The organism is Brevundimonas sp. LjRoot202 (assembly GCF_964253355.1).
Lineage (GTDB): Bacteria > Pseudomonadota > Alphaproteobacteria > Caulobacterales > Caulobacteraceae > Brevundimonas.
Genome location: NZ_CAXUQW020000002.1, coordinates 333,252 through 356,118, shown reverse-complemented (window position 1 = coordinate 356,118; position 22,867 = coordinate 333,252). Strand labels below are relative to the sequence as shown.

Sequence of the window (22,867 nt, the reverse complement as noted above, 5' to 3'; positions counted from 1 at the left end):
TGTCGATACGCTGCACCCGGCCTGCGTCAGGATCGGACGTAAGCGGCCCGGGATGACGGGGATGAGGGGGTTGAGCTCAGGCCGGACGGCGGGCGCGCAGGGCCTGGATAATCGTCCCGTCGTCGAGCCAGTCGAGCTCGCCGCCGACCGGAACGCCGCGGGCGAGGGAGGTTATCTCGACGCCGGAGCCGGCCAGCCGTTCGGCGAGGTAGTGGGCCGTGGTCTGGCCGTCGACGGTGGCGGGCAGGGCCAGCACCACTTCCTTGGCTTCGCCCCCGCGCACCCGGCCGACCAGTTCGGCGATGCGCAGGGCGTCGGGACCGACGCCGTCCAGCGCCGACAGCAGGCCGCCGAGCACATGGTATTTGCCGCGGAAGGCGCCCGAGCGCTCCATGGCCCACAGGGCGCCGGCTTCCTCGACGACGCAGATCAGGCCGTTGTCCCGCGTCCGGTCAGAGCAGATCGAGCAGGGATCGCGGGTGTCGGGCGCGCCGCAGACGGAACAGGAGACCACCTTCTCGGCCGTCTCGGCGAGCGAGGCCGCCAGCGGGACGAGCAGTTGTTCACGGCGCTTGAGCAGGGCCAGGGCCGCGCGTCGGGCGGAACGGGGGCCGAGGCCCGGCAGCTTGGCCAGAAGGCCGATCAGCCGCTCGATCTCTGGTCCGGCGGAGGCGGCCAATCAGAACAGCTTGGGCATGCCGGGGATGTTCATCCCGGCCATGGGGCCGGCGGCCTCGCGCATCAGGGCGGAGTTGACCTCGTCCAGCTTGCGTTTGGCGTCGGCGTGGGCGGCGACGATCAGGTCGGCGAGGATCTCGGTCTCGCCGGGGACCATCAGGCTGTCGTCTATTGCGACCCGGGTGACTTCGCCCGGACCTTTGAGGTCGATGGTCACCAGGCCGCCGCCGGAACTGCCGGAGGCCGTGGTCTCGGCCATTTTCGCCTGGGCGTCCTGCAGCTTCTGCTGCATCGCCTGGGCCTGTTGCATGAGGGCGTTGAGGTCTTTCATGGGCCCTAGATAGGCCTCGCCGCCCCGCACCCGCAAGGGAGCGGCGGGAGCCAGTCGGTGGCGATCTGTAACAGTTTTTGTTTCTGAGCCCTTGGCATGACGCCTGCCGGTCTCTAATTAGCACTCACTACAGTTGCTATTACTGATCAGGAGGATTTTCCATGGCCTTTGACGCTTCCGCCGTCCGCGATCGCCCGCTGTCCGAACCGGCTCTCGCCCAGTTGTTCACCGAGGCGCGCACGCGCAACGCCTGGTCCGACCGTCCGGTGTCGGAGGACCTGCTGCACAGGCTGTACGACCTGACCAAATTCGGCCCGACGGCGGTGAACAACACCCCGGCCCGCTTCGTGTTCGTGACCTCGCCCGAGGCCAAGGCGCGGTTGATCCCGCTGATGAGCGAGGGCAACCAGGCCAAGTCGCTGCAGGCGCCGGTGAATGTGATCATCGGCATGGATCTGGATTTCCACGAGCAGCTGCCGGTGCTGTTCCCGCATGCGCCGGGGGCCAGGGACTGGTTCGTCGACGAGGCCGGCCGGCGCGAGTCGGCGTTCCGAAACAGCTCGCTGCAGGGCGGCTATTTCCTGCTGGCCGCGCGGGCCCTGGGTCTGGACGTCGGCCCGATGTCGGGCTTCGACCCGGCGGGTGTGAAGGCGGAGTTCTTCCCGGGGACGGCGGTTGAGCCGAATTTCGTGGTCAACCTCGGCTATGGCACGGACGAAAACCTGTTCCCGCGGTCGCCGCGGCTGGCGTTCGAGGAAGCGGCGGCGATTCTTTAGGGAGCCGGGAGTTCGGACAGCAGCCGTCTCAACGACTTCGAGATCACAGGTAGGAACCGTCAGGAGCCGGCAGGCTGATCTCGAACTCGTTGAAGAGGATCACCGGCGACAGGTGGTCGTTCCAGAAATGAACCTGCGTGTCCAACAGCCCCTGATCGAGAGTCCGGTCCACCTCGATGCGCAGCCTTGCCGCTGCCGGCGCCGGAGCCAGCAGGGGCAGAAGCATCGCGAACTGCTCGGTCGGCAAACAGAGATGTATAACGTACCGCTCGGGGCTGATCAGCGCCATGACGCCCCGATGCGGCCCCAGTTCCACCGCCCTTCCATGCTTGATGGGCAGTATCGTGCGCCCGGAATGTCCGTCGTAAATCCCCAGAAATCCTGAAAGCTGTGGCAGGGTCCGGTCGAGGCTTTCGACCACCGTAGGTGCGGAGGCTGTCACGGTGGCGGTGATGCGCCGCAGCATCGAACCGGTCACGATGAAGTTCGCGCCAGGACGAATATCGGATAGCTCGAACTCGGGCTCGGCGCCGAATGCGGGGCCTTCGGTGACACGCCAGTCGTCCTCAGGATGATCGGCCACGACGGTTATCCCAGAAGCAGGACGTCTCGCGCCGCTGCCGGGTCAGAATGCGGGCCATTGCGAACCTCTGCAACGGGGCAAGGCGGGCTTCGGCCCGGTCGGGCTTCGCCCAAGGGGCTGTCCACGACAGCATGGCGCTGAGCCGCTTCGGCCGTATAATCCCCTGGACTCATGGGAGGCGACCGATGAACGTCCGAGCGTTCGGCATCAGCTTGCTGTTTCTGTCCAGCCCGTCGCTTGCATGGGCGCAAATCCCGGAACGGTTCGATATCGACTGTGTCTGGACCCAGACCGACGCAACCGAAGGGCGGGCTCCGAGCACCCTCGACGGAATACGGCAGCGGTTTCGCATCGACACGGTCCGGATGGCCAAGTGCGAAGACGAATGCTCCCGCCTGTTCTCGATCGCCGAGGTGACGCCCGATCGCGTTGTGCTGATGAGGTCCACGGCGCCCATCAACCTCATGGAATATCGCGCCGACGGAACATTCGTGTGGGACACCGAATACCCGGAGTCGAACCGGCGGATTACGAGGCGCGGCGTCTGCGAAGTCCGGCGGTTCAGCGGCTTTCCAAGAGACGCACGGGACTACACCGACGACTAGAGGGCGCTAGCTGTCTTCATCCGACGCCTCGTCGGGGATCACCGGCAGTTCCACCGCCGGGGCCAGCGTCTTGATGTCGCCGATCTTCGCGCCGGGGAAGGCCTCCATGACCGCGACCACGAAGGGGTCCGCCTCGACGCCGGCGCGTTCCTCGGCGCGCTTGCGGCGGTCGATCTCGATCATGGTCTCGCCGCCGCCCTGGCCGTTGGCGGCGATCAGCCAGGTGCGGCCGGTCCACTCCCTGAGGCGCGAGGACAGGCGGCGGGCGAGGTCGATCGGGGCGCCCTCGATGCTCTCGTAGGTGATGGCGCCGGGCTTGAAGGCGACCGGGCGGACGTAGCGCTGGACGTCCATTTGCAGGCCGACCTCGCGCTTGTCGCCGATCAGGGCGACCACGGCCTCGAACGACTGGGGGTCGGGGAGCGCGGGGGCCTGGACCGGGCGGGCCGCCAGCTGGGCCGAGGCGCCGCCTCCACCCCCGCCGCCGCCTGAGGGACCGCGCGGGGCTGCGCCACCGCCCATGGGCTCGCCGTCGCGCAGGGCTTTCAGAGCCTCTTCCGGGCCGGGCAGGTCGGCGGCGTAGGCGAGGCGGACGATGGCCATCTCGACGGCGTCGGCGGGATTGGGCGCGCGGCGCACCTCGTCCAGCGCCTTGAGCAGCATCTGCCAGACCCGCGCCAGGGTCCCGGCCGAGATGACGGCGCCGAGGGCGGTCAGCTTCTGGGCCTGGTCGTTGGGCAGGCGGGTGGCCTGCGGGCCGAGCATCTTGGCCACCGAGGCGGCGTGGCAGTGTTCGAGCAGGTCGTTGGTCACCTGCACCGGATCGGCGCCGTAACCGTAGAGGGTGCGGAACAGCTCCAGCGCCTCGGGGGTGCGGCCGGCCATGATCGCCTCGAACAGGGCGATAGTCTGGCTGCGGTCGGCGAGGCCGAGCATGTCGCGCACGACCGTGGTCGGGACGGTCTCGCCCTTCTCGCCCTGCACCAGGGCCTGGTCGAGCAGGGACAGGCCGTCGCGGACCGAGCCCTCGGCGGCGCGGGCGATCAGGGCGAGGGCGTCCTGTTCGATCTTCATGCCCTCGCGGTCGGCGATGCGGGCGAGGTGGTCGACGAGGATTTCCGGCTCGACGCGGCGCAGGTCGAAACGCTGGCAGCGGGAGAGGATGGTCACCGGCACCTTGCGGATCTCGGTGGTGGCGAAGATGAATTTGGCGTGCGGCGGCGGCTCTTCCAGCGTCTTCAGCAGGGCGTTGAAGGCCTGGTTCGACAGCATGTGCACTTCGTCGAGGACATAGACCTTGTAGCGCGCCTCGACCGGGGCGTAGCGGACGCTCTCGATGATGTCGCGGATGCCGTCGATGCCGGTGTGGGACGCGGCGTCCATCTCGACCACGTCCATGTGCTGGCCGGCCATGATGGCGGCGTCGTGCCGGCCGTGGGCGGTCAACTCCAGCGAGGGCCGGTCGATGACGTCGGTCTGGTTGTTGAGCGCGCGGGCCAGCAGGCGGGCGGTGGTGGTCTTGCCGACCCCGCGGACGCCGGTGAGCATGAAGGCGTGGGCGATGCGGCCGGTGGCGAAGGCGTTGGTCAGGGTGCGGACCATGGCCTCCTGGCCGATCAGGTCCCCGAAGGTGCGCGGCCGGTATTTGCGCGCCAGGACGGTATACGCCTCGCCGTCGTCGGCGTGGGCGGCGGGGCCGTCGTCGGCGGCCGGGGCTGCCCGGGCGGTCTTCGGCGCGGGCTTCCCGGGCTTCGGCTCAGACGGGGCGACGGGCGCGGAGGCGGCCTCGGCCTCGCGCATGCCCGTGGGCTCGGGCGCGCCGAACATGTCCTCGGTATTGGGGTCGCGCTCTTCGGCCTCGGGGGCGTCTTCTTCCCACGGGGGGCCGTCGAGACTCGGATCGGCGTCGCTCATGCGTCCGTCTTAGCGCGAGAGGGAGAGAACGCGCACCCCCTCTCGCGCCGCGTCCCCGCTTTCACGGGGATGACGGAGTGGATCAGTCGGTCAGGTCGGGAATCCGGCCGCCGTTATCGCGGATCTTCTGCATGACCTGCTTGTGCAGCCAGATGTTCATGGCCGCGCTGTCGGAGGTGTCGCCGGTGTAGCCCAGCTCGCCGGCCAGTTCCTTGCGCTCGGCCAGGGAGCTGTCCATGCCGGTCAGCTTCATCAGGTCGACGATGGAGGTGCGCCAGTTCAGGCCCTTGCCCTCGTTCATGGCATCGAGCACGGCGGCGACGTCGACGGGCGCCGCCGCGGGGGCCGCCGTTCCGGGGGCCGGCTGGCCGGGCGCGGGGGCGGAGGTGGGCGTGACCACCTCGGGTTTGCGGCGAAAGATCTTGCCGAGGATGTTGCCGAGAATGCTCATGACGCGGGCTCCTGAAGGTGGAGCTTCCTTAGCGGTCGGCCGGGCGGGCGGTTCCGTGACGATACGGCGAAGTTTGCACGCGCACGCGCTCAGGCGGCGAGCGACCGGGTCGCAAGCGTTAGCGCACTTAAAGAAGAGAGGGTGGAGACCGCGACCCGAAGGGGAATTCGTTGTGGCTGCTGCCTTCCGGCCCTGACCAGGTTGGCGAAGCCTTCGCCCGCGATCTCCAAGGCCGATATGACGATTCCGGCTCGCGGATGCAAGCGGCGCCTTGCTAGACAGGCGCATGCCTCTCCCCGCCCTCAACACCTTCGCCGGCAATCCGCTCGATCGGGCGGGGGACCGGCGCAACGATCCCGACTGGCTGGCCGAGCAGGCGGCCGACCCCGACGCGCTGGCGCTGATGCTGTGGGAGGGGCGGCCGCTGCTGGAGGCGGGGGAGGAGCCGCGGCTGGCGTGGCTGGCGATGGATCATGCGCGGGCGGTGGTTCCGGACCGGGAGCTGTTCCTCGGCCTGTGGAAGGGCGCTCCGGTGTTCGCGGTCGAGGTCGAGGGGTCGGTCGATCCGACGGCGGGGCCGCTGCAGGGGCTGGGGGTCTTCCATGAGATGCGAGAGGCGGCGGCGCTGCTGCCGGGCCCGGACGCGGCCATGGCGGGGACGGCCAAGTCGCTGTTCGACTGGCGGCGGCGGCACGGCTTCTGCGCCGCCTGCGGGACGCTGAGCGAGGACGCCTGCGGGGGCTGGAAACGGGTCTGCCCGGCCTGCGCGACCGAGCATTTCCCGCGCGTCGATCCGGTGACCATCATGCTGGCCATCTACAAGGGCGGGACCGAGCCGCGCTGTCTGCTGGGGCGTCAGGCGAGCTGGCCGGAGGGGCGGATGTCGGCGCTGGCGGGCTTCCTCGAGCCGGGGGAGACCATCGAGGAGGCCTGCGCGCGCGAGATCGAGGAGGAGGCGGGGCTGACGGTGACGGCGGTGCGCCACCACTCCAGCCAGCCGTGGCCGTTCCCGTCGCAGCTGATGATCGGACTGATCTGCGAGGTCGATTCGGAAGACGCCGCGCCGGACCAGACCGAGCTTGAGGCGGTGGCGTGGCTGACGCGGGACGAGGCGCGGGCGTGTCTGGCCGGCGAGCACCCGTCGATCAAGGCTCCGCCGCGGATCGCCATCGCACGGACGTTGATGCAGGCGTGGGTGGAGGGGTTCGAGGTCGGGTGAGGGATGAGGGATGAGGGATGAGGTGCAACTTTAACGTGATCGCGATTTCGGCTACTTGAGGAGGAGGCCGAACTGGAGATCCGCATGCCGCCTCAGTCGCACCGTGAGCTGACCGTCTGGCAAAAGGCCGTCGACCTGGCCTGCGAAGTGTACCGGCTGACCCGGCAGATGCCGAACGAAGAAGCCTACCGGATGTCTGGGCAGATCATTCGGTGCTCCTCCTCGATCGCCGCAAATATCGCTGAAGGCAACGCAAGAGGCACGCGGCGGGACTACGCCCACTTCATCAGCATCGCTCGTGGCTCGGCCGCCGAGTTGGAGACTTTCTTGATCATCATTCGGCGCCTGCGGCTGGCGCCAAGCGACCAGATCGACGACCTGTTACACCAAGCCGACGAAATCTCCCGGATGTTGAATGCGCTGCGATCACGCCTGAAGAACTCGGGCAACGGCCCCTCATCCCTCATCCCTAATCCCTAATCCCTGCCGCGCCAGCGCCCGCGCCGCCTCCAGGTCCGCCGGACTGTCCACCGACAGCGGCGCTTCATCGATTACCGCCGCCCAGATCTGCAGGCCCATTTCGAGGGCGCGGAGTTGTTCCAGCTTTTCGCGGCGCTCCAGCGGCGACGGGGGCGCGGCGCAGAAGCGTTCGAGCGCGTCGCGGCGGTAGCCGTAGAGGCCGACGTGACGCCAAACCGGACCGTCGCCGTACAGGGTCGAGCGGGTGAAATAGAGGGCGCGGCCGTGACGGGCGCCGTCGGCGAGGGTCAGCACGGCCTTGACCACGTCGGGGTTGGCGCGATCGGACGGGTCGGCCTCGGGGGCGACCAGGGTCGCTATGTCGCAGGCCGGCTCGGCCTCGAGCAGGCGGGCGCAGGCGACGGCGAGGCCGGGGTCGGCGAACGGCATGTCGCCCTGCAGGTTGATGACGGCGTCGTGGCGGCCCTGGGGGTCGATGGCGTCGAGGGCGGCGCGGATGCGGTCCGACCCCGAGGGCAGCTCCGGGTCGGTCAGGACGGCGACGCCCCCCGCGGCCTCGACGGCGGCGACGATCTCGGGGTCGCCGGCGGCCACGGCGACGGGCAGGCCGGAGGCGGCCGCTTGGCGCCAGGCGCGGACGATCATCGGCTGGCCGCCGATGTCCGCCAGCGGCTTGCCGGGCAGACGGGTCGCGGCCATGCGCGCCGGGATCAGAACGAGGGGGTTCATCGTTGCTTTACCTGCCTGCGACGCCCCGACGCCGCCCAGGACGACCGGGGCCGGTTGCGAAGGTCGCGCTAGCGTGTAAGAGACGCGCACGCAAGAATCCGCCCGTCCGCGCTCGCGGCAGGGCCTCAAGAACGGGATGCGACGACGCGCATGAGCGGCGATCTGAAGTGGAACAAGATTATGGGCGCCGCCCTGGCGACGGCCTTTGTCGTCATCGGCGTGCAGCAGGTCACGGGCGCGATCTACCACACCGAGGCCCCTGAAAAGATGGGCTATTTCGTCGACGCGCCGGAAGAGGCCGCCGGCGGGGCCGCCGAGGCCGTGCTGCCGCCCGACTGGGGCACGGTGCTGCCGACCGCCGACCTGGCCGCCGGCGAGGCCGCCTTCGCGCGCTGCCAGGCCTGCCACACGGTCAACGCCGGCGGGGCCAACGGCACGGGCCCGAACCTCTATGGCGTGGTCGGCGGGCCGGTCATGCACGCGGCCGGCTTCGCCTATTCCGACGCCATGGCCGCCCACAAGGCCGAGGCGCCGACGTGGACCTATGACCAGCTGGACCAGTTCCTGACCGCCCCGGGCCGCCACGTTCCGGGCACCAAGATGTCGTTCGCCGGCATCCGCGACACCCAGACCCGCATCAATCTGATCGCCTGGCTGCGCAGCCAGGGTTCGGGCGGCTTCGCTGTTCCGGCCCCCGATCCGGCCCGCCAGCCGGGCGCCGCGGCTCCGGCCGAGGCGGCCCCCGCGGAAGCGCCCGCTCCGGGCTCCGAACAGGCGGCCGCCCAGGCCGGCGGCGCGGCGGGCTCGGCCCCCGACACCGGTCCGGCGGCCCAGTCCACGACCCAGGCCACGCCGGCCGCCCCCTCGGCGGCGACCAGCGGGAACCACAGCCCGCGCTGAACCGCGAAGCTGTCGCAGAATAAAGACGGGCGCCCGTGATCGCGGGCGCCCGTTTCTATTGGTGGATGGTCTCGCCGTGCTGGGTGTAGTCGAGGCCCTCGATCTCCTCCTCCTTCGCCACCCGCAGGCCGGTGGTGAATTTGCACACCATCAGGATCAGGAAGGCGCCGACGCCTGACCAGGCGATGACGGCGAGCAACCCGATCAGCTGGTTCAGCACACTGGCGTTCCCGCCGGCGGGGTTGATGGAGGCGGTGGCGAACACGCCGGTCAGCAGGGCCCCGACGATGCCGCCGACGCCATGGAGCCCGAAGGCGTCGAGGCTGTCGTCGTATTTGAGGGCGCGCTTGAGCCAGACGGCGCCGGCGTAGCAGGCCGGGCCGGAAATGATCCCGATCATGAAGGCGCCCTTGGGGTCGACCAGGCCGGCGGCCGGGGTGACGCCCACGAGCCCGGCGACGAGGCCGGACAGCAGGCCCAGCAGGGTCGGCCGCCGGTGGTCGATCCATTCGACGACGCACCAGCCGATCGTGCCGGCGGCGGCGGCGAGGATGGTGTTGAAGGCGGCCACCGCGGCGATGCCGTCGGCCGCCCAGGCCGAGCCGGCGTTGAAGCCGAGCCAGCCGACCAGCAGCAGGCCGGCGCCGATGGCGGTGAGGGCGAGGTTGTGCGGGGCCATGTTGTCGCGGCCGAAGCCGTGGCGCGGCCCGAGCACCAGCGCCGCGACCAGACCGGCGACCCCGGCGTTGACGTGCACCACCGCGCCGCCGGCGAAGTCGAGCACCCCGAGCGAACCCATCCAGCCGCCGCCCCAGACCTGATGGCAGATCGGCACATAGACCAGCAGGTGCCACAGGAAGAAGAACAGGATGGAGGCCGAGAACTTGATCCGCTCGGCGAAGGCGCCGGCGATCAGGGCCGGGGTGATGACGGCGAAGCTCAGCTGGTAGGCGATCCACACGAACTCAGGCAGGCCGGGCGCCAGGCTGTGCGCCGTGGACGGGGTGACGCCGTTCAGGAAGGCCGCCTGGAGTCCGCCGATGAAGCCGTTGGTCGCCTCGCCGCTGGAGCCGAACGACAGGCTGTAGCCGACCGCGAACCACAGCACGGTGACGATGGCGAAGGCGGCGGTGGAGTGGGCGATGGTGGCGATGACGTTCTTGCGCCGCACCATGCCGCCGTAGAACAGGGCCAGGCCGGGCAAGGTCATCAGCAGGACCAGGGCCGTCGAGGTCAGGATCCACGCCGTCGAGGCCTCGTTCAGCGCCAGCGGCGCCTGGTGCGCGAGCAGGTCGGGCGCGGCGGCCAGCGCGGGCCCGGCCGTCAGGCAGAGTGCAAGGACGAGCAGGGAGGCGGGAAGTCGAATCATGCGCGGCGTCCGGGCTCTGGAGGTCAGCAGTCTCGGCCCGAACCCGCGTTCGACGCCGCGGATAGGGATACGACCCTATTGCGGCGCAGCAGGCAAATCATTTCTTGTGCGGCGCAATATGGGCCTGCGAAGCTGCGCCCACCCTCGCGGGATGGAGCATTTCCGCACGACCTTGCCTCTGGCTTTCGCGAATGCGTCAGACGCCGTAGAACTCGCGATACCAGTCGACGAACCGCTTCACCCCGATGTCGATCGGGGTTCCGGGCTGGTAGCCGAGGGCGGCCCGGGTCTCGGTGACATCGGCCTCGGTGCGCGTCATCTCGCCCTCCTGCGTCGGCATCACATTGAGGATCGCCGCCTTGCCGATCGCCTCCTCCAGCACCGCGATATAGCGCGAGAGCTTCTCCCGCCGGCCGGCCCCCAGGTTCAGGATCCGCCACGGCGCGACGCCGCTGGTCGCCTGGCCGGGCGCGTCGGCGCGCCACGCGGGATCCTTGCCGGGAATGTCGTCCAGGGCCGCCACGACGCCGTCGACGATATCGTCGACGAAGGTGAAGTCCCGCTCCATCGCACCTTCGCCATAGACGTCGATCGGGCGGCCTTCGAGGATGGCGCGCGTGAACTTGAACAGGGCCATGTCCGGGCGGCCCCACGGACCATAGACGGTGAAGAAGCGCAGGCCCGTCGAGGGGATGCCGAAGATGTAGGCGTAGCTGTGCGCCATCGCCTCGTTGGCGATCTTGGTCGCCGCATAGACGTTGAGCGGATGGGCCACCCCCTGCTGCACCGAGAACGGCAGGGCCGCCGAGGCGCCGAAGACGGAACTGGTGGAGGCGAAGACGAGGTGTTCGGCCTGGACCGCGCGGGCGCCTTCGAGCACGGTCAGGAAGCCGACGACGTTGGAGTCGATGTAGCTCTCCGGGTTCTCGACGCTGTAGCGGATGCCGGCCTGGGCTCCGAGGTGGACGATGCGGCGCGGCGAGTGCTCGGCGAACAGCGCCCGCATGCCGTCTCGGTCGGCGAGATCCAGCGTGTGATGGACGTAGCCGGGTTCGGCCTGCAGCCTTTCCAGCCGGGCGTGCTTGAGGGCCGGGTCGTAGTAGTTGTTCAGGTTGTCGACGCCGATCACCGTCTCGCCGCGCGCCAGCAGGCGGCGCGCCGTGTGGAAGCCGATGAAGCCGGCCGAGCCGGTGACGAGGACGGGGCCTTGGGTCATCCGTCCTCGTTACCGTTCGTAAGGCCCGACCGCCAGCGTCAGCGCGCGTACCGCGCCTCCACCGGCTCGTACCGGTCCCACACGCGGCGGTCGGCCAGCGAGCGCAGCAGCTTGATATATTCGGCGTGGGTCCAGGCCAGGGGGGTGGCGGAGTTGGTGCCCTGGCCCGGGCGGTAGTCGTGGGCGGTGTCGTCGCCGACGCCGTCCCAGGCCTGTTCGGGCAGCAGCAGGCCGCCGTTGGCGAAGGACTCCATGCCGCGGACGTAGACGTCGCGGACCGGCGTCAGGTCGGTCTCGCCGGCGTGCAGCCGGGCGGCCAGTTCGTAGTGGCCGCGCTCGCCGGTGAAGAAGGGCCACAGGCGGCCGCGCTGGCCGGGGTGCATCTCGCCGCCGACGCCGTAGTTCTCGCCGGTGTCGGTCTGCTCGCCGTAGCCGTCGTTGCCGTAGCGGCGGAAGCCGGGGACGCCGTTGACGTCGTAGCGGACGCGGAAGCGGTCCTCGCGGGTCTGGTCGTCGTATTCGGGCAGGGTGGCGACGATGGACGGGGCGTCCGGGGCGCGCACGCCATAGCGGACCAGCTCGAGGAAGCCGCCGTCGACGATCTTGTCCTCGGCGTGGGCGGGCTGGCCGTTGTTCTCGCCGATGGGGGCGTGGTCGTTCGGGTTCTCGTTGCGGGTGATGCGCACGAAATAGTCGCCGTCGCCCCATGGCCCGGAGGTGGTGAACATCCGCGCCTCGACCTTGGCGGCGTAGTCGTCGGCGGCGGCCTGGTAGCGATCGGCCGAGGCCGCGTCGCCCGAGGCGCGGGCGATGTCGGCGGCGACGGTCAGGCCGGTGATGACGGCGGCGGTGGTCGAGGGGGAATAGCCCTCCTGCTCCTCCCAGCGCTCCTGCTGGGTCCACGGCGGGGTGACCTGGCGGTCGTTCCACAGCAGGCCGGCCTTGCCGCCGTCGACGAGGAAGTCGGCGGCGGGCTTGATCATCTGGCCGTACATGCGGGCCATCTCGGCGTCGGAGACGAGGCCGGCCTTCCACAGCTTCCAGCCGAGCATGATCGGCATGGCGGTCTGGTCCAGCTGGACCCCGACCCATTCGATCTCGCCGTCGACGTGGGTCTTCTGCAGGAACCAGCCGGTCGCGCCGGTGTTGCCCGGCGTCTCCGCATCGACCTGCACCTGCGGCAGGTAGCGGAAGGCCGCGAGCGGGGTCTCCTCGTCGCCGAGCGCCGCCAACGCCATGGCCACCTGGTAGAAGTCGCGCGGCCAGACGGCCTTGTAGCCGGTCGAGGGGTTGGTGGCGTCGACCGTGTCGCCCCACGGATTGGACAGGGAGGCGATCAGGGCGCCGGCGTGGGTGCGGTCCTCCTGCACCTTGAGCATCAGGGCCGAGGCGTAAGCCAGCCTGCCGCCGTCCGTGGACTGTTCGGCGAGGCGGGGGAGCTGGTCGAGGGAGGCGATGTAATCCTCCCAGCCGACGCGATCGCCCTCGCCGTTGAAGCGGGCGAGGACCTCGTCGAGGCCGGTCTCAAAACTTCTCCAGGCGGCGGCCCTCGCCCCCCGGCGATTGGCGCCGAAGCCGATCACGAAATCCTGCGCCAGGGTCCCGCCTTCGCGCAGGCGCTGCATCTGCCCGGTCAGCATGATGTTGCCGGTCTGATCGCCCGTCGTCCGGTAGAGGTTGTCCAGGCGACCATCGGCCAGATCGGTCAGGCCATCCGATACGCCGACGAAGCCCGCGCTGACCGCCGCAAACGCCGCGTTGGTTTCGAGCGAAAGATGCACCTCGCCTTCGCTGGCGTGCAGCGTGCCGCCCGGCTCCGTGATCAAATCGCCCTGGGCGGACGCCTGGGTGGTCGTCACATCTCCCCGGTCGCCGACGCCGGTGTTGGCCATGTGCGGTTCGAGCAGCAGGTAGGGGGTGATCTCGCCCTGGAGCGCGCGGATCGTGGCGCGGATGACCAGCGCCTGCCCGTCCGGGTCGGTGTAGATGCGCTTCTCGATCTCGTAGCGGCCGGCCTTGTCGGTGGTGATCACGCGGTAGGCGGGGGAGAGCGGGCGGCCCTGAGTGTCCGTGTGCAGATATTCCGTGCGGGCCGTGGTGTCGGCGCCCTCGACCGACAGCCCGTCCTCGGTGACCACGGCGAAGCGCAGCTGCTTGATCTGGGCCTGGTGGATCAGGCCGTACATGGTCTCGGTCAGGACGCCGTCGGCGATGGAGAACCAGACGCGGGAGACCTCGCCGGTCGGGCCGCCGTCGCGATACTGGCCGTCGACATAGGCCTCGTACGAGGCGCCGGCGCCGGTCTTGGCGGCGTTGACCCAGGTGGGGACGTCGCCGGGCGCGCCGGGGGCGACCTCGGCCGTCACGGGAAGGGGGGCGGCCGGGCTGTCCGGAGCCGCGGTGGCGCAGGCGCCGAGGGCGAGCAGGGCGGCTCCGGCGAGGAGGCTGGAGGTCAGGCGCATGGCGGGACTCGTCAGACTGGGGGAAGCAGGAAGGTGAGGGGGGCGTCGAGGCGCTGGTTCCAGCTGGCCTCGTTGTGTTCGGCGCCGGGGAAGACCAGCGAGCGGAATCGGTCGGGGGTCCAGCCGGCGGCGCGGACGGTGGCGTCGATGCGGGTCTGGAACTCGGCGTAGAAGGCGTCGAGGCTTTCGTCGCCGCGGTCGAAATAGAGACGGTGGTCGCCGGGCGGGGGAAGGTCGGCGCGGACCACGCCGGTCCAGGCCTCCGTCAGCCGGTCGCGCCAGGCGGCGAGGGCGGCGGGGTCGCTCAGCTGCTCGATGCGGATCGGCCAGTGGGTGGAGACGCAGCCGGCGGCCCCGAACACCTCCGGATGCTTCATCAGGGCGTACATCGAGATCAACCCGCCCATGCTGCTGCCCATGATCACCGTGTCGTCGCGGCCGGGCCGGGTGCGGTACGTCGCGTCGATGAAGGGCTTCAGCTCCTCGACCAGGAAGCGGACGTAGCCGTCGGACAGGGGCTCGCCGCCGTAGATGGCCTGGACGTCGGCGCGCATGTCGTCGGGCAGGGCGGCGATCAGATTGGCGGGGATGTATTCGCGCAGGCGCAGCGGCGTGTTGCCGATCCCGACCACGATGGGGGTGCGGATCTGACCGGTCGCGGCGAGGCGGGCGACGTGCTCGTCCACGCCCCACTCGGCCCCGTAGGGCGCGCGCGAGGCGTCGAACAGGTTCTGGCCGTCGTGCATGTAGAGGACGGGATACGAAGCGTCCGGGGCGTCGTAGCCGGGCGGCAGCCAGACGGTGACGTCGCGCGGCTGGACGTGGGCCGACGGCATGGCGGGGTGTTCGACGGGGCGGCCGAGGACGGGGGCTTCGGCGCGGGCGGCGGTCGCCAGCGGCAGAGCCGCGAGGCCGGCGAGGATGGCGCGGCGGTCGGGGGTCACGTCCCCTCCTTCGGCACCAGCAGGCTGGCGCCGGCGGCGATCAGGAAGCTGACGGCGCCCAGCGCCAGGGCCCAGATCGGCTGGCCGCCGAACACGCCCTTGAGCACCGCGCCGAGGATGGTGGCGGCGACCAGCTGGGGCACGACGATGAAGATGTTGAAGACGCCCATGTAGACGCCCATCTTCCGCCCCGGCACCGCGTTGGCGAGGATGGCGTAGGGCATCGACACGATGCTGGCCCAGGCGAAGCCGACGCCGATCATCGGCAGCCACAGCCACTGCGGATCGCGGATCAGGAAGACGCCGAGGAAGCCCGCGGCGCCGAGCGTCAGGTTGACGGCGTGGGCCCCACGCAGGCCGGTCTTCTGCGCCAGCACCGGAATCAGGAAGGCGGCGAGGGCGGCGACGCCGTTGTAGATTCCCATCAGCACCCCGACCCAGTTGGCCCCCTCGCCGTAGCCGGCCGAGGTCGGGTCGGGCGAGGCGTAGTGCACAGCGGTGACGGCCGGGGTCATGTAGATCCACATGGCGAACAGGGCGAACCAGCTGAAGAACTGGACCACGGCCAGGCCCTGCATGGTCTTCGGCATGGCGAAGATGTCCGCCATGATTTCGGTCAGGGCGTTGGAGCGCCCGGCCGCCGCCAGCGCGCCGACGGCCATCTGCATCAGGCCGAAGGCGAGGACGAAGCCGGCGAGGACATAGAGCTCCTTCTGCAGGCCGAGGATGTTGACCGCTCCCACCGCGATGGCGCCGGCCAGCGCCCAGATCAGGCCGCCCGTGTACCAGGCGGTCTGTGAGCGGGCGGCGGCGGGCGCGTGGCCGGCGTCCCGGGCGGCCTCGAAGGCCTCGATCTGTTCGGGGCTGTATTCGCGGGTGGTGAAGACGGTCCACAGCACGGCCGCCAGCAGGGCGGCGGCGCCGACGTAGAAGGAGATGCGCACCGCCATCGGCACCACGCCCGCGGGCGCGGTCGAGGCCATGTCGAACCATTCGGTCAGGATCCACGGCAGGCAGGAGGCGAACACCGCCCCGGCCCCGATGAAGAAGCTCTGCATCGCATAGCCGGTGGTGCGCTGCTCCTCCGGCAGATTGTCGCCGACGAAGGCCCGGAACGGCTCCATGGTGATGTTGATCGAGGCGTCCATGATCCAGAGCATGGAGGCCGCCATCCAGAGGTAAGGGCTGTGCGGCATGACGATCAGCGCCAGCGTCGTCAGGATGGCGCCGACGAGGAAGTAGGGCCGGCGCCGGCCCAGCGGCCCCCAGGTCCGGTCGCTGAAATGGCCGACGATGGGTTGTACCAGCAGGCCGGTCAGCGGCGCGGCGATCCACAGGATGGCGAGGCTGTCGACCTCGGCGCCGAGGGTCTGGAAGATGCGGCTGGTGTTGGCGTTCTGCAGCCCGAAGCCGATCTGGATGCCGAAGAAGCCGACACACATGTTCCAGATCGCCCAGCCGCTGAGGCGCGGCCGGGCGGAGGCGAGGGCGACGTGGGCGTCAGGCGTGCTGGTCGTCAACGGCGGGCCCTTCCGAGCGGGACGAAGCGGATGGCCTGGCCGCCGCCGGGGGCGAGGCGCAGGGTCAGGACGTCGGCCGAAGTGACCTCGCGGGTGGAGATGTCGATCGCCTCCCGGTTGGCGGTGTAGTTCGCGCCCGGGGCGTCGGCGTAGATCTCGGCCCGATAGCGGCGGCCAGGCTCGAGGAAGCCGAGCGAAGCCGTCAGCACGCGCGGCTGCTCATCGGTGATCGAGCCGAGGAACCATTCGTCGGAATGACGGTCCTTGCGGGCGATGGTGACGAAGTCGCCGACCTCGCCGTTGAGCACCCGGGTCTCGTCCCAGTCGACGGCGACGTCCTTGATGAACTGGAAGGGCGCGGGATTGGCCTCGTAGTTCTCGAGCAGGTCGGCGGCCATCTGGATCGGGCTGTAGATGGTCACATAGAGGGCCAGCTGCTTGGCCCAGGTGGTCTGCACGCCGCCGGGGGTGCGCGTCTCCATGCCGAAGATGCCGGGGGTGTAGTCCATCGGCCCGGCCAGCAGGCGGGTGAACACCAGGTTGGGCTCGTGTTCGGGCGGGTTCCCCGGCTGGCCCCAGGCGGCGTATTCCATGCCGCGCGCGCCTTCGCGGCTGATGGTGTTGGGATACGTCCGGCGCAGGCCGGTGTCCTTGATCGGCTCGTGGGCGTTGACCGCGACCTGGTATTTCGCCGCCGTCTCGACGACCTTGAGGTGGTGGCGGGCCATGTGCTGGCCCTCGTGCCAGGCGAGGGCCGACTGGCCGTCGCCCGTGCCGACCCGGGCGCCGCCGGCGTCGGCGACGTAGCCGGTCTTCACCGAATGCCAGCCGAAGCGCTGCATCTGGGCGAAGGCGGCGTCGAGCTGTTGCTCGTAGAAGAAGCCGTTGCCGCCGGTTTCGTGGTGGCCGACGATCTCGACGCCCTTCTGGCGCGCATGGGCGGCGACGCGCTCGATGTCGAAGTCGGGATAGGGCTGGGTGAAGCTGTAGTTCCAGCCGGTCCCGAACCATTCGCCGTCCCAGCCCACGTTCCAGCCCTCGACCAGCACGCCGCCGAAGCCGTGCTCGGCCGCGAAGTCGATGTGTTTGAGGGTGTATTCGGTGGTGGCGCCGTGCTTCGGACCCGAGTTCCAGCTGCGGGTGTCGAGGTGCATGTCCCACCAGATGCCGACGTATTTCATCGGCTTGAACCAGCTGACGTCGCCCAGCTTGTTGGGTTCGTTGAGGTTCAGGATCAGGCTGGACTCGACGAGGCCGCCGGCCTGGTCGGCGATCTGGATCGTGCGCCACGGGGTGTGGAACGGCGCCTCGCGGACGACGGCGGCGCTGGTCAGGCCGGGGGTCAGCATGGCGCGGAATTTCCCGCCCTCGACCCGGCGCAGGTTCATGCCCGAATATTCGACCAGGGCCGCCTCGTGGATCGACAGGTGCGTGCCGTCCTCGAGCCGCATGGTCAGGGGCGTCTGGCTGACGCCGACCGCCGAGATCGGGGTCTTGTTGTAGAGGTATTCGGCGCGGTTGTACTCGAAGGCCGGCAGCCACCAGGCCGTGCCCGAATCGGCGACGGTGAACTCGGTCAGCTCGGCGCCGATGTTGACGGTCTTGAGGTTCTCCTGCTCGGGGAACTCATAGCGGAAGCCGAGGCCGTCGTCGTAGAGGCGGAAGACCACGTCCATGCGCCGCATGTCGCCCCAGCGTTCCTGCAGCGCGAGGCGCAGCTCGTTGTAGCGGTTGCGGATGAATCGGCGCTCGCCCCAGGGCTGCTCCCAGGTGTCGTCGTGGGCGGTGACGGTCTGGCTGACGATGCCGAAGGCGCGTTCCAGCTTCTTCGCGTCGGTCAGCATCAGGCCCAGGCGCGAGGACGCGATGACCGGCCGGCCCAGACGGCTGACCGTGTAGGCGACGAAGCCGTCCTTGTCGGCGGTGACCTCGACGGAGATCACCCCCTCGGGCGAGGCGGCGGTCGCGGCGCCGGGTTGAGGACCGGTCGTGGCGGCGTCCTGCGCGGCGGCGGGACTGGTAACCGCGGCGACCGCGGCGCCGGTGGTGATCAACGAACGGCGGTTCAACATCGGGACCTACTCCACGCAAAGGGTCTTGCCAGACGCCGCCGGTGCGGCGCAGAACAAGCAAGGTTTGCAGCAAATTTTGCAGCCATGCCATTAGCAGGAAACCAAACGTGAGCCGTCGCAACACCCGCCTGGAAGATCTGGCCAAGCTGGCGGGCGTGTCGATCTCCACGGCTTCGCGGGCGCTGAACGACAGTCCGGCGGTCAACGCCCGGACCAAGCAACTGATCTGGAAGCTGGCGCGCGAGCACGACTATCCCTTCCGCCGCTACATGCCGGCCGGGCCGATCGGCGCCGACGGCGTCATCGCCCTGGTGACGCCGCGGCCGCAGGGCCGCGAGGGCCGGCTCAGCGACCCCTTCTTCCTCGAACTTCTGGCCGGCGTCGGCGAGGCGGCGCGTGAGCGCGGCTGCGACGTGATCATGAGCCATTTCGCGCCGACCAGCTACGACGACCTGTCGGCGGCGATGAACACCAGCCGCGCCGACGGCGTGATCTTCCTGGGACAGTCGTTCCTGCACCAGAGCCTGAACCGGCTGGCCGAGACCGAGGGCCGGTTCGTGGTCTGGGGCGCGGAGATGCCGGATCAGGCCTACTGCTCGGTCGGGTCGGACAACCTGGCGGGCGGGCGGCGTGCGACGCTGCATCTGGCCCGGCTGGGCCGCAAGCGCATCGTCTTCCTCGGCGACCTCGATCCGCCCGAGGCCATGCAGCGCCACCGGGGCTATCTCGACGCGCTCGGCAAGGCGGGGCTGCCGGTCGATCCGGACCTGATCATGGAAGCCCATTTCGAGGTCGAGTCGGCCGAGGCCTCGGTCGACAGCCTGATCCGCCGGGGCGTCAGCTTCGACGGGGTGGTGTGCGCCTCGGACCAGATCGCGCTGGGCGCCGTGCGGGCCCTGTTGCACGCGGGGCTGCGGGTGCCCGAGGACGTCTCGGTGATCGGCTTCGACAATGTGCCGTTCAGCCGCTATGCGCGCCCGGCCCTGACCACCATCGCCCAGGACACCATGAAGGCCGGACGGCTGCTGGTCTCCAAGCTGCTCGACAACCCCGGCGACTCGGTCGGCCGGTCGGAACGGATTCCGACCGACCTGATCGTGCGCGAGAGCTGCGGCGGCTGAGGTCATCCGGCGGCGCCGGCGAGGACCATCCCGGCCATCGGCGGCAAGGCGCCGCCGGACCCGGTCGGGGCGTTGACCGTCTCGAGCAGGCGCCAGCCGGCCGGCGCGGCCCAGTCCACCGTCCGCTCACCCAGGTTGAACACGCACATCAGGCGATCGCCCGCCAGTTCGCGCTCGAAGCACAGCAGGCCGGGGGCGGCGTCCACGAGGCGCATGTCGCCGCGGATCAGGGCCGGATGGGCCTTGCGCAGGGCGACCAGCCGCCGGGTGACGTTGAGCATGGACGACGGATCGGCCTCCTGCCGGTCCACGGCGAGGGCGACATGGCGGGCGTCGACGGGCAGCCACGGCTCGGCGGTCGAGAAGCCCGCGTGAGGCTGGTCGGCCGTCCAAGGCATCGGCGTCCGGGCCCCGTCGCGGCCGAGTGTCTGGGGCCAGTTGGCGATGGCCTCGGGATCGACCAGCCGGTCGAACGGCACCTCGGCCTGGGGCAGGGCCAATTCCTCGCCCTGATAGATGAACACGTTCCCGCGCAGGCACATCAACAGCAGCATGGCCATCTCGGCGAAGGCCTTGAGATCGCGCCCGCCGGCCCAGCGCGAAATGGCGCGCGGGGCGTCGTGGTTCGAGAAGGTCCACGAGGGCCAGCCCTGGCCGTCGCGGCCATGCCAGGCCTCGGCCCCCTCGCGCACCAGCTGGTCGTTCAGGGCGGGGGCGTAGAGGTAGAGGAAGCCGTAGGCGCTGTTCAGATGGTCGTCGCCGGCGGTGAAGGCCTGCATCTCGCGTTCGGCGTGGTCGCCGCCGACTTCGGCCACGGTGAAGCGGCCGCCGTAGCTGTCGGTCAGGGCGCGGACGCGCTTCAGGAAGTCGGCGATCTGCGGCTGGGACTGGTTGTGGACCTTGTCCTGGAAGTCGAACGGCCGGGTCCGCTTGCCGCCCGGGGGGAGGGGCGGATTGTCCCGCAGCAGGGGGTCGTGCATGGAGAAGTTGATGGCGTCGAAGCGGAAGCCGTCGACGCCGCGGTCGAGCCAGAAGCGGGCGGCGTCCAGCAGGGCGTCCTGCACCGCCGGCAGATGCAGGTTCAGCTGCGGCTGCTCGGGCAGGAAGTTGTGCATGTAGTACTGGCCGCGCCGCGCATCCCACGTCCACGCCGGACCGCCGAACACCGACTGCCAGTTCGAGGGCGGCGAGCCGTCCGCCTTGGCGTCGGCCCAGACGTACCAGTCGGCCTTCGGATTGGTTCGGGACTGGCGGCTCTCGCGGAACCAGGCGTGCTGGTCCGAGGTGTGGGCGAAGACCAGATCGGTGATGATGCGCAGGCCCAGCCGGTGAGCCTTGGCGATCAGGGCGTCGAAGTCGGCCAGCGTGCCGAAGATCGGATCGACGTCGCAATAATCGGCCACGTCGTAGCCGAAATCCTTCATCGGCGAGGTGAAGAAGGGCGACAGCCAGACGGCGTCGACACCGAGCGAGGCGATATGGTCGAGGTGGTCGGTGATGCCCTTCAGGTCGCCGACGCCGTCGCCGTTCGTATCGGCGAAGCTGCGCGGATAGACCTGATAGACGACCGCGCCGCGCCACCATTCGGCGGCGTCGGCTCCGGCCTGCGGGGACTCGAGAAACTGGACGGTCAAGCTCAACCTTCGGATACGCAAACGAGATAGCCCAGGGCGGGCACGGAAACGGAGACGGCGCCGGGGGCGGCGGCGCGGGCGGGGCACTGGCCGAGCAGGGCGCGCCAGTCGGACGAGGTGGTCTCGACCGGGATGTTGACGGCGCGCGCCTCGGTGGCGGTGTTGAACACCACCAGGGTCTCGCCGCCGTCATCGAGGCGGGAGATGGCCAGGATGCCCGGTTCCTGATCGGCGATGCGGACCGCGACGCGGCCGTGGCGCAGCCGGGCGTCGGCGGCGCGGACGCGGGTCATTTCGGCGATGCGGCGGTACATGTCGGCGCCGGTGTCGAACGGCCCGGCCGCCTGCCCGATGCGGCGGTCGTCGGCGTAGGAGGCGGTGCGGGTCTCGAACATGTCCTGGCGCGAGCGGCGGTCGTCGCCGTCGCCGGTGAAGCCCTGCTCGTCGCCGTAGTAGATCACCGGCACGCCCCGGCCGAGCAGGACCATGGCGTGGGCCAGGGCCGAGCGGTCGAGCAGTTCCGCGTCGGAGATGTCGGGCATCGCCTTGAGGATCAGGTGGCCGATGCGGCCCATGTCGTGGTTGCCGGTGAAGGTCGGCAGCTTGCGCGCCGTCTCGACGCCGCCGGCGTAGATGGCGTCCTCCATCAGCAGATAGCCCATGGCGTCCGGATGGCGGACGCCGGTGACCATGTCCTGCACCGTGCGCTGGTAGGCGAAGTCGAGCACCGTCGGCAGGCCGTCGACGACGGTGTGCATCGCCGCCGTGCCGCTCTGGAAGTCGTAGGTCTCGCCGAAGATGTGGAAGTTCGGGATGCCCTTGGCGCGGGCGCGCTCGAGGATGGCGGGGACGAAGGCCTGCCAGAACTCCGGGTTGACGTGGCGGGCGGTGTCGATGCGGAAGCCGTCGACGCCGTAGTCGTCGATCCAGCCGCCGTAGATGTCGATGAAGCCCTGCACCACGCGCGGGTGTTCGGTGAACAGGTCGTCGAGGCCCGAAAAGTCGCCGTCCATGCGGGCTTCGCTGTACCAGGCGCTGTTGCCCCGGTTGTGATAGAGGCCGACGTCGTTGAGCCAGGCGGGAACCTTGACCGTCTCCTCGCCCGCCGGATTGTAGGGCGTGTACGCATAGTCGGGGCGGATGAGGCTCCCGAAGTCGCTGCCCGGCTCGCCGCTGAAGCCGGCGTTGATCGGCTCGCCGGCGAGGCCGCCGCGGCGCTGGTAGGGATAGTCGCCCTTCCAGCGGTAGTCGCAGTTGTTGTCCGGGCATTCGCGGTAGCGGATGACGTCGGCGGTGTGGTTGATGACGATGTCGAGATAGACCTTGATGCCGCGCGCGTGGGCCGCGTCGACCAGGGCGCGGAAGTCGTCGTTGGTCCCGAAGTGGGGATCGATGCGGGTGAAGTCGGTGATCCAGTAGCCGTGGTATGCGGCGCTCTCATGCCCGGGCGGGCCCTGCACCGGCTTGTTGACGAACGGCGGCGCGATCCACAGGGCGGTGACGCCGAGTCCCTGCAGGTAGTCGAGCCGCCCGGTCAGGCCGCGCAGGTCGCCGCCGTGGTAGAAGCCGGGGTCGGTCGGGTCGTACCCGGTCTGCAGCCGGTCGCCGTCGAGCCCGCCGCGGTCGTTGGCGGGGTCGCCGTTGGCGAACCGGTCCGGCAGCAGAAAGTAGATCACCTCGTCCTCGGCGGGACGGTCGCGCACGCCCGTGTCCTGCAGATTCGGCCCCGCCAGCGCCGGCGCGGCCGAGAGGGCGGCGAAGGCGACGCACAGGGCCGCCACGCAGGTGCGATTCAGCCGCTTCGAGCGTTCCGTCATCGTCTCCGTCCCTTCGGATCGCCTGCGGACGGCGTGGCCCGTCAGG

Annotated in this window: 20 protein-coding genes and 1 other RNA gene; 6 read left to right on the top strand and 15 right to left on the bottom strand. The window is 69.9% G+C overall.

The window, feature by feature from the left end:
* Nucleotides 1–76 precede the first annotated feature (76 nt).
* A complete protein-coding gene (recR, locus tag ACSQ1L_RS06670; protein ID WP_435993204.1) occupies nucleotides 77–679 on the bottom strand; it encodes a recombination mediator RecR in 603 nt (200 codons plus the stop codon).
* A complete protein-coding gene (locus ACSQ1L_RS06665; RefSeq protein WP_435993202.1) occupies nucleotides 680–1,009 on the bottom strand; it encodes a YbaB/EbfC family nucleoid-associated protein in 330 nt (109 codons plus the stop codon).
* A 161-nt stretch (nucleotides 1,010–1,170) separates the two neighbouring features.
* Here ACSQ1L_RS06665 and ACSQ1L_RS06660 point away from each other — a divergent pair, with 161 nt between their 5' ends.
* A complete protein-coding gene (locus tag ACSQ1L_RS06660; protein ID WP_435993200.1) occupies nucleotides 1,171–1,785 on the top strand; it encodes a malonic semialdehyde reductase in 615 nt (204 codons plus the stop codon).
* A 43-nt stretch (nucleotides 1,786–1,828) separates the two neighbouring features.
* On the opposite strand, the gene ACSQ1L_RS06655 is transcribed toward ACSQ1L_RS06660, so the two are convergent.
* Entirely contained in the window at nucleotides 1,829–2,368 is a 540-nt protein-coding gene (locus tag ACSQ1L_RS06655) for a hypothetical protein (protein ID WP_435993198.1), read from the bottom strand.
* Between the two features lie 185 nt (nucleotides 2,369–2,553).
* Between ACSQ1L_RS06655 and ACSQ1L_RS06650 the strand changes: the two genes are divergently transcribed.
* Nucleotides 2,554–2,973 carry a hypothetical protein gene (locus ACSQ1L_RS06650; protein WP_435993196.1) on the top strand — a complete coding sequence of 140 codons (420 nt, stop codon included), beginning with the start codon at nucleotides 2,554–2,556 and terminating at the stop codon, nucleotides 2,971–2,973.
* Between the two features lie 6 nt (nucleotides 2,974–2,979).
* On the opposite strand, the gene ACSQ1L_RS06645 is transcribed toward ACSQ1L_RS06650, so the two are convergent.
* From ACSQ1L_RS06645 to ffs, 3 genes are all read right to left on the bottom strand, one after another.
* Nucleotides 2,980–4,887: a DNA polymerase III subunit gamma/tau gene (locus ACSQ1L_RS06645; protein WP_435993194.1), complete on the bottom strand. Its 1,908-nt coding sequence runs from the start codon at nucleotides 4,885–4,887 to the stop codon at nucleotides 2,980–2,982.
* Between the two features lie 82 nt (nucleotides 4,888–4,969).
* Entirely contained in the window at nucleotides 4,970–5,338 is a 369-nt protein-coding gene (locus ACSQ1L_RS06640; protein WP_435993192.1) for a DUF3597 domain-containing protein, read from the bottom strand.
* A 136-nt stretch (nucleotides 5,339–5,474) separates the two neighbouring features.
* An RNA gene (gene ffs, locus ACSQ1L_RS06635) (signal recognition particle sRNA small type) lies at nucleotides 5,475–5,570 on the bottom strand.
* A 54-nt stretch (nucleotides 5,571–5,624) separates the two neighbouring features.
* Between ffs and nudC the strand changes: the two genes are divergently transcribed.
* Both nudC and ACSQ1L_RS06625 read left to right on the top strand, forming a co-directional pair.
* Nucleotides 5,625–6,557 carry an NAD(+) diphosphatase gene (gene nudC, locus ACSQ1L_RS06630; RefSeq protein WP_435993190.1) on the top strand — a complete coding sequence of 311 codons (933 nt, stop codon included), beginning with the start codon at nucleotides 5,625–5,627 and terminating at the stop codon, nucleotides 6,555–6,557.
* An 84-nt stretch (nucleotides 6,558–6,641) separates the two neighbouring features.
* Nucleotides 6,642–7,037 (top strand): four helix bundle protein, encoded by a 396-nt coding sequence (locus ACSQ1L_RS06625; protein WP_435993188.1) that lies wholly within the window; start codon nucleotides 6,642–6,644, stop codon nucleotides 7,035–7,037.
* On the opposite strand, the gene ACSQ1L_RS06620 is transcribed toward ACSQ1L_RS06625, so the two are convergent.
* Nucleotides 7,014–7,766, bottom strand: a complete 753-nt coding sequence (locus ACSQ1L_RS06620) for a 3-deoxy-manno-octulosonate cytidylyltransferase (RefSeq protein ID WP_435993186.1) — start codon at nucleotides 7,764–7,766, stop codon at nucleotides 7,014–7,016. The genes ACSQ1L_RS06625 and ACSQ1L_RS06620 overlap by 24 nt on opposite strands.
* Nucleotides 7,767–7,916: 150 nt before the next feature.
* Here ACSQ1L_RS06620 and ACSQ1L_RS06615 point away from each other — a divergent pair, with 150 nt between their 5' ends.
* A complete protein-coding gene (locus ACSQ1L_RS06615) occupies nucleotides 7,917–8,666 on the top strand; it encodes a c-type cytochrome (protein WP_435993184.1) in 750 nt (249 codons plus the stop codon).
* 55 nt (nucleotides 8,667–8,721) lie between these two features.
* Here the strand turns inward: ACSQ1L_RS06615 and ACSQ1L_RS06610 are convergent, their stop codons facing one another.
* The 6 genes from ACSQ1L_RS06610 to ACSQ1L_RS06585 form a co-directional block, all read right to left on the bottom strand.
* Entirely contained in the window at nucleotides 8,722–10,035 is a 1,314-nt protein-coding gene (locus tag ACSQ1L_RS06610) for an ammonium transporter (RefSeq protein ID WP_435993182.1), read from the bottom strand.
* Nucleotides 10,036–10,231: 196 nt separating this feature from the next.
* A complete protein-coding gene (locus ACSQ1L_RS06605) occupies nucleotides 10,232–11,251 on the bottom strand; it encodes an NAD-dependent epimerase/dehydratase family protein (RefSeq protein WP_435993180.1) in 1,020 nt (339 codons plus the stop codon).
* A 38-nt stretch (nucleotides 11,252–11,289) separates the two neighbouring features.
* Entirely contained in the window at nucleotides 11,290–13,713 is a 2,424-nt protein-coding gene (locus ACSQ1L_RS06600; RefSeq protein ID WP_435993178.1) for a glucan 1,4-alpha-glucosidase, read from the bottom strand.
* Between the two features lie 11 nt (nucleotides 13,714–13,724).
* Nucleotides 13,725–14,657 carry an alpha/beta hydrolase gene (locus ACSQ1L_RS06595; protein WP_435993176.1) on the bottom strand — a complete coding sequence of 311 codons (933 nt, stop codon included), beginning with the start codon at nucleotides 14,655–14,657 and terminating at the stop codon, nucleotides 13,725–13,727.
* Entirely contained in the window at nucleotides 14,654–16,099 is a 1,446-nt protein-coding gene (locus ACSQ1L_RS06590; RefSeq protein WP_435993663.1) for an MFS transporter, read from the bottom strand. The genes ACSQ1L_RS06595 and ACSQ1L_RS06590 overlap by 4 nt, the downstream gene beginning before the upstream one ends.
* Nucleotides 16,100–16,173: 74 nt before the next feature.
* Nucleotides 16,174–18,249, bottom strand: a complete 2,076-nt coding sequence (locus tag ACSQ1L_RS06585; protein ID WP_435993174.1) for a glycoside hydrolase family 97 protein — start codon at nucleotides 18,247–18,249, stop codon at nucleotides 16,174–16,176.
* 107 nt (nucleotides 18,250–18,356) lie between these two features.
* Here ACSQ1L_RS06585 and ACSQ1L_RS06580 point away from each other — a divergent pair, with 107 nt between their 5' ends.
* The gene (locus ACSQ1L_RS06580; RefSeq protein WP_435993172.1) at nucleotides 18,357–19,370 is read left to right on the top strand and encodes a LacI family DNA-binding transcriptional regulator; all 1,014 of its coding nucleotides are present in this window, start codon (nucleotides 18,357–18,359) and stop codon (nucleotides 19,368–19,370) included.
* 2 nt (nucleotides 19,371–19,372) lie between these two features.
* Here ACSQ1L_RS06580 and ACSQ1L_RS06575 read toward each other — a convergent pair whose 3' ends face one another.
* Complete coding sequence (locus ACSQ1L_RS06575) at nucleotides 19,373–21,004, bottom strand: alpha-amylase family glycosyl hydrolase (protein WP_435993170.1); 1,632 nt, start codon at nucleotides 21,002–21,004, stop codon at nucleotides 19,373–19,375.
* 2 nt (nucleotides 21,005–21,006) lie between these two features.
* Nucleotides 21,007–22,821: an alpha-amylase family glycosyl hydrolase gene (locus ACSQ1L_RS06570; protein WP_435993168.1), complete on the bottom strand. Its 1,815-nt coding sequence runs from the start codon at nucleotides 22,819–22,821 to the stop codon at nucleotides 21,007–21,009.
* Nucleotides 22,822–22,867 lie beyond the last annotated feature (46 nt).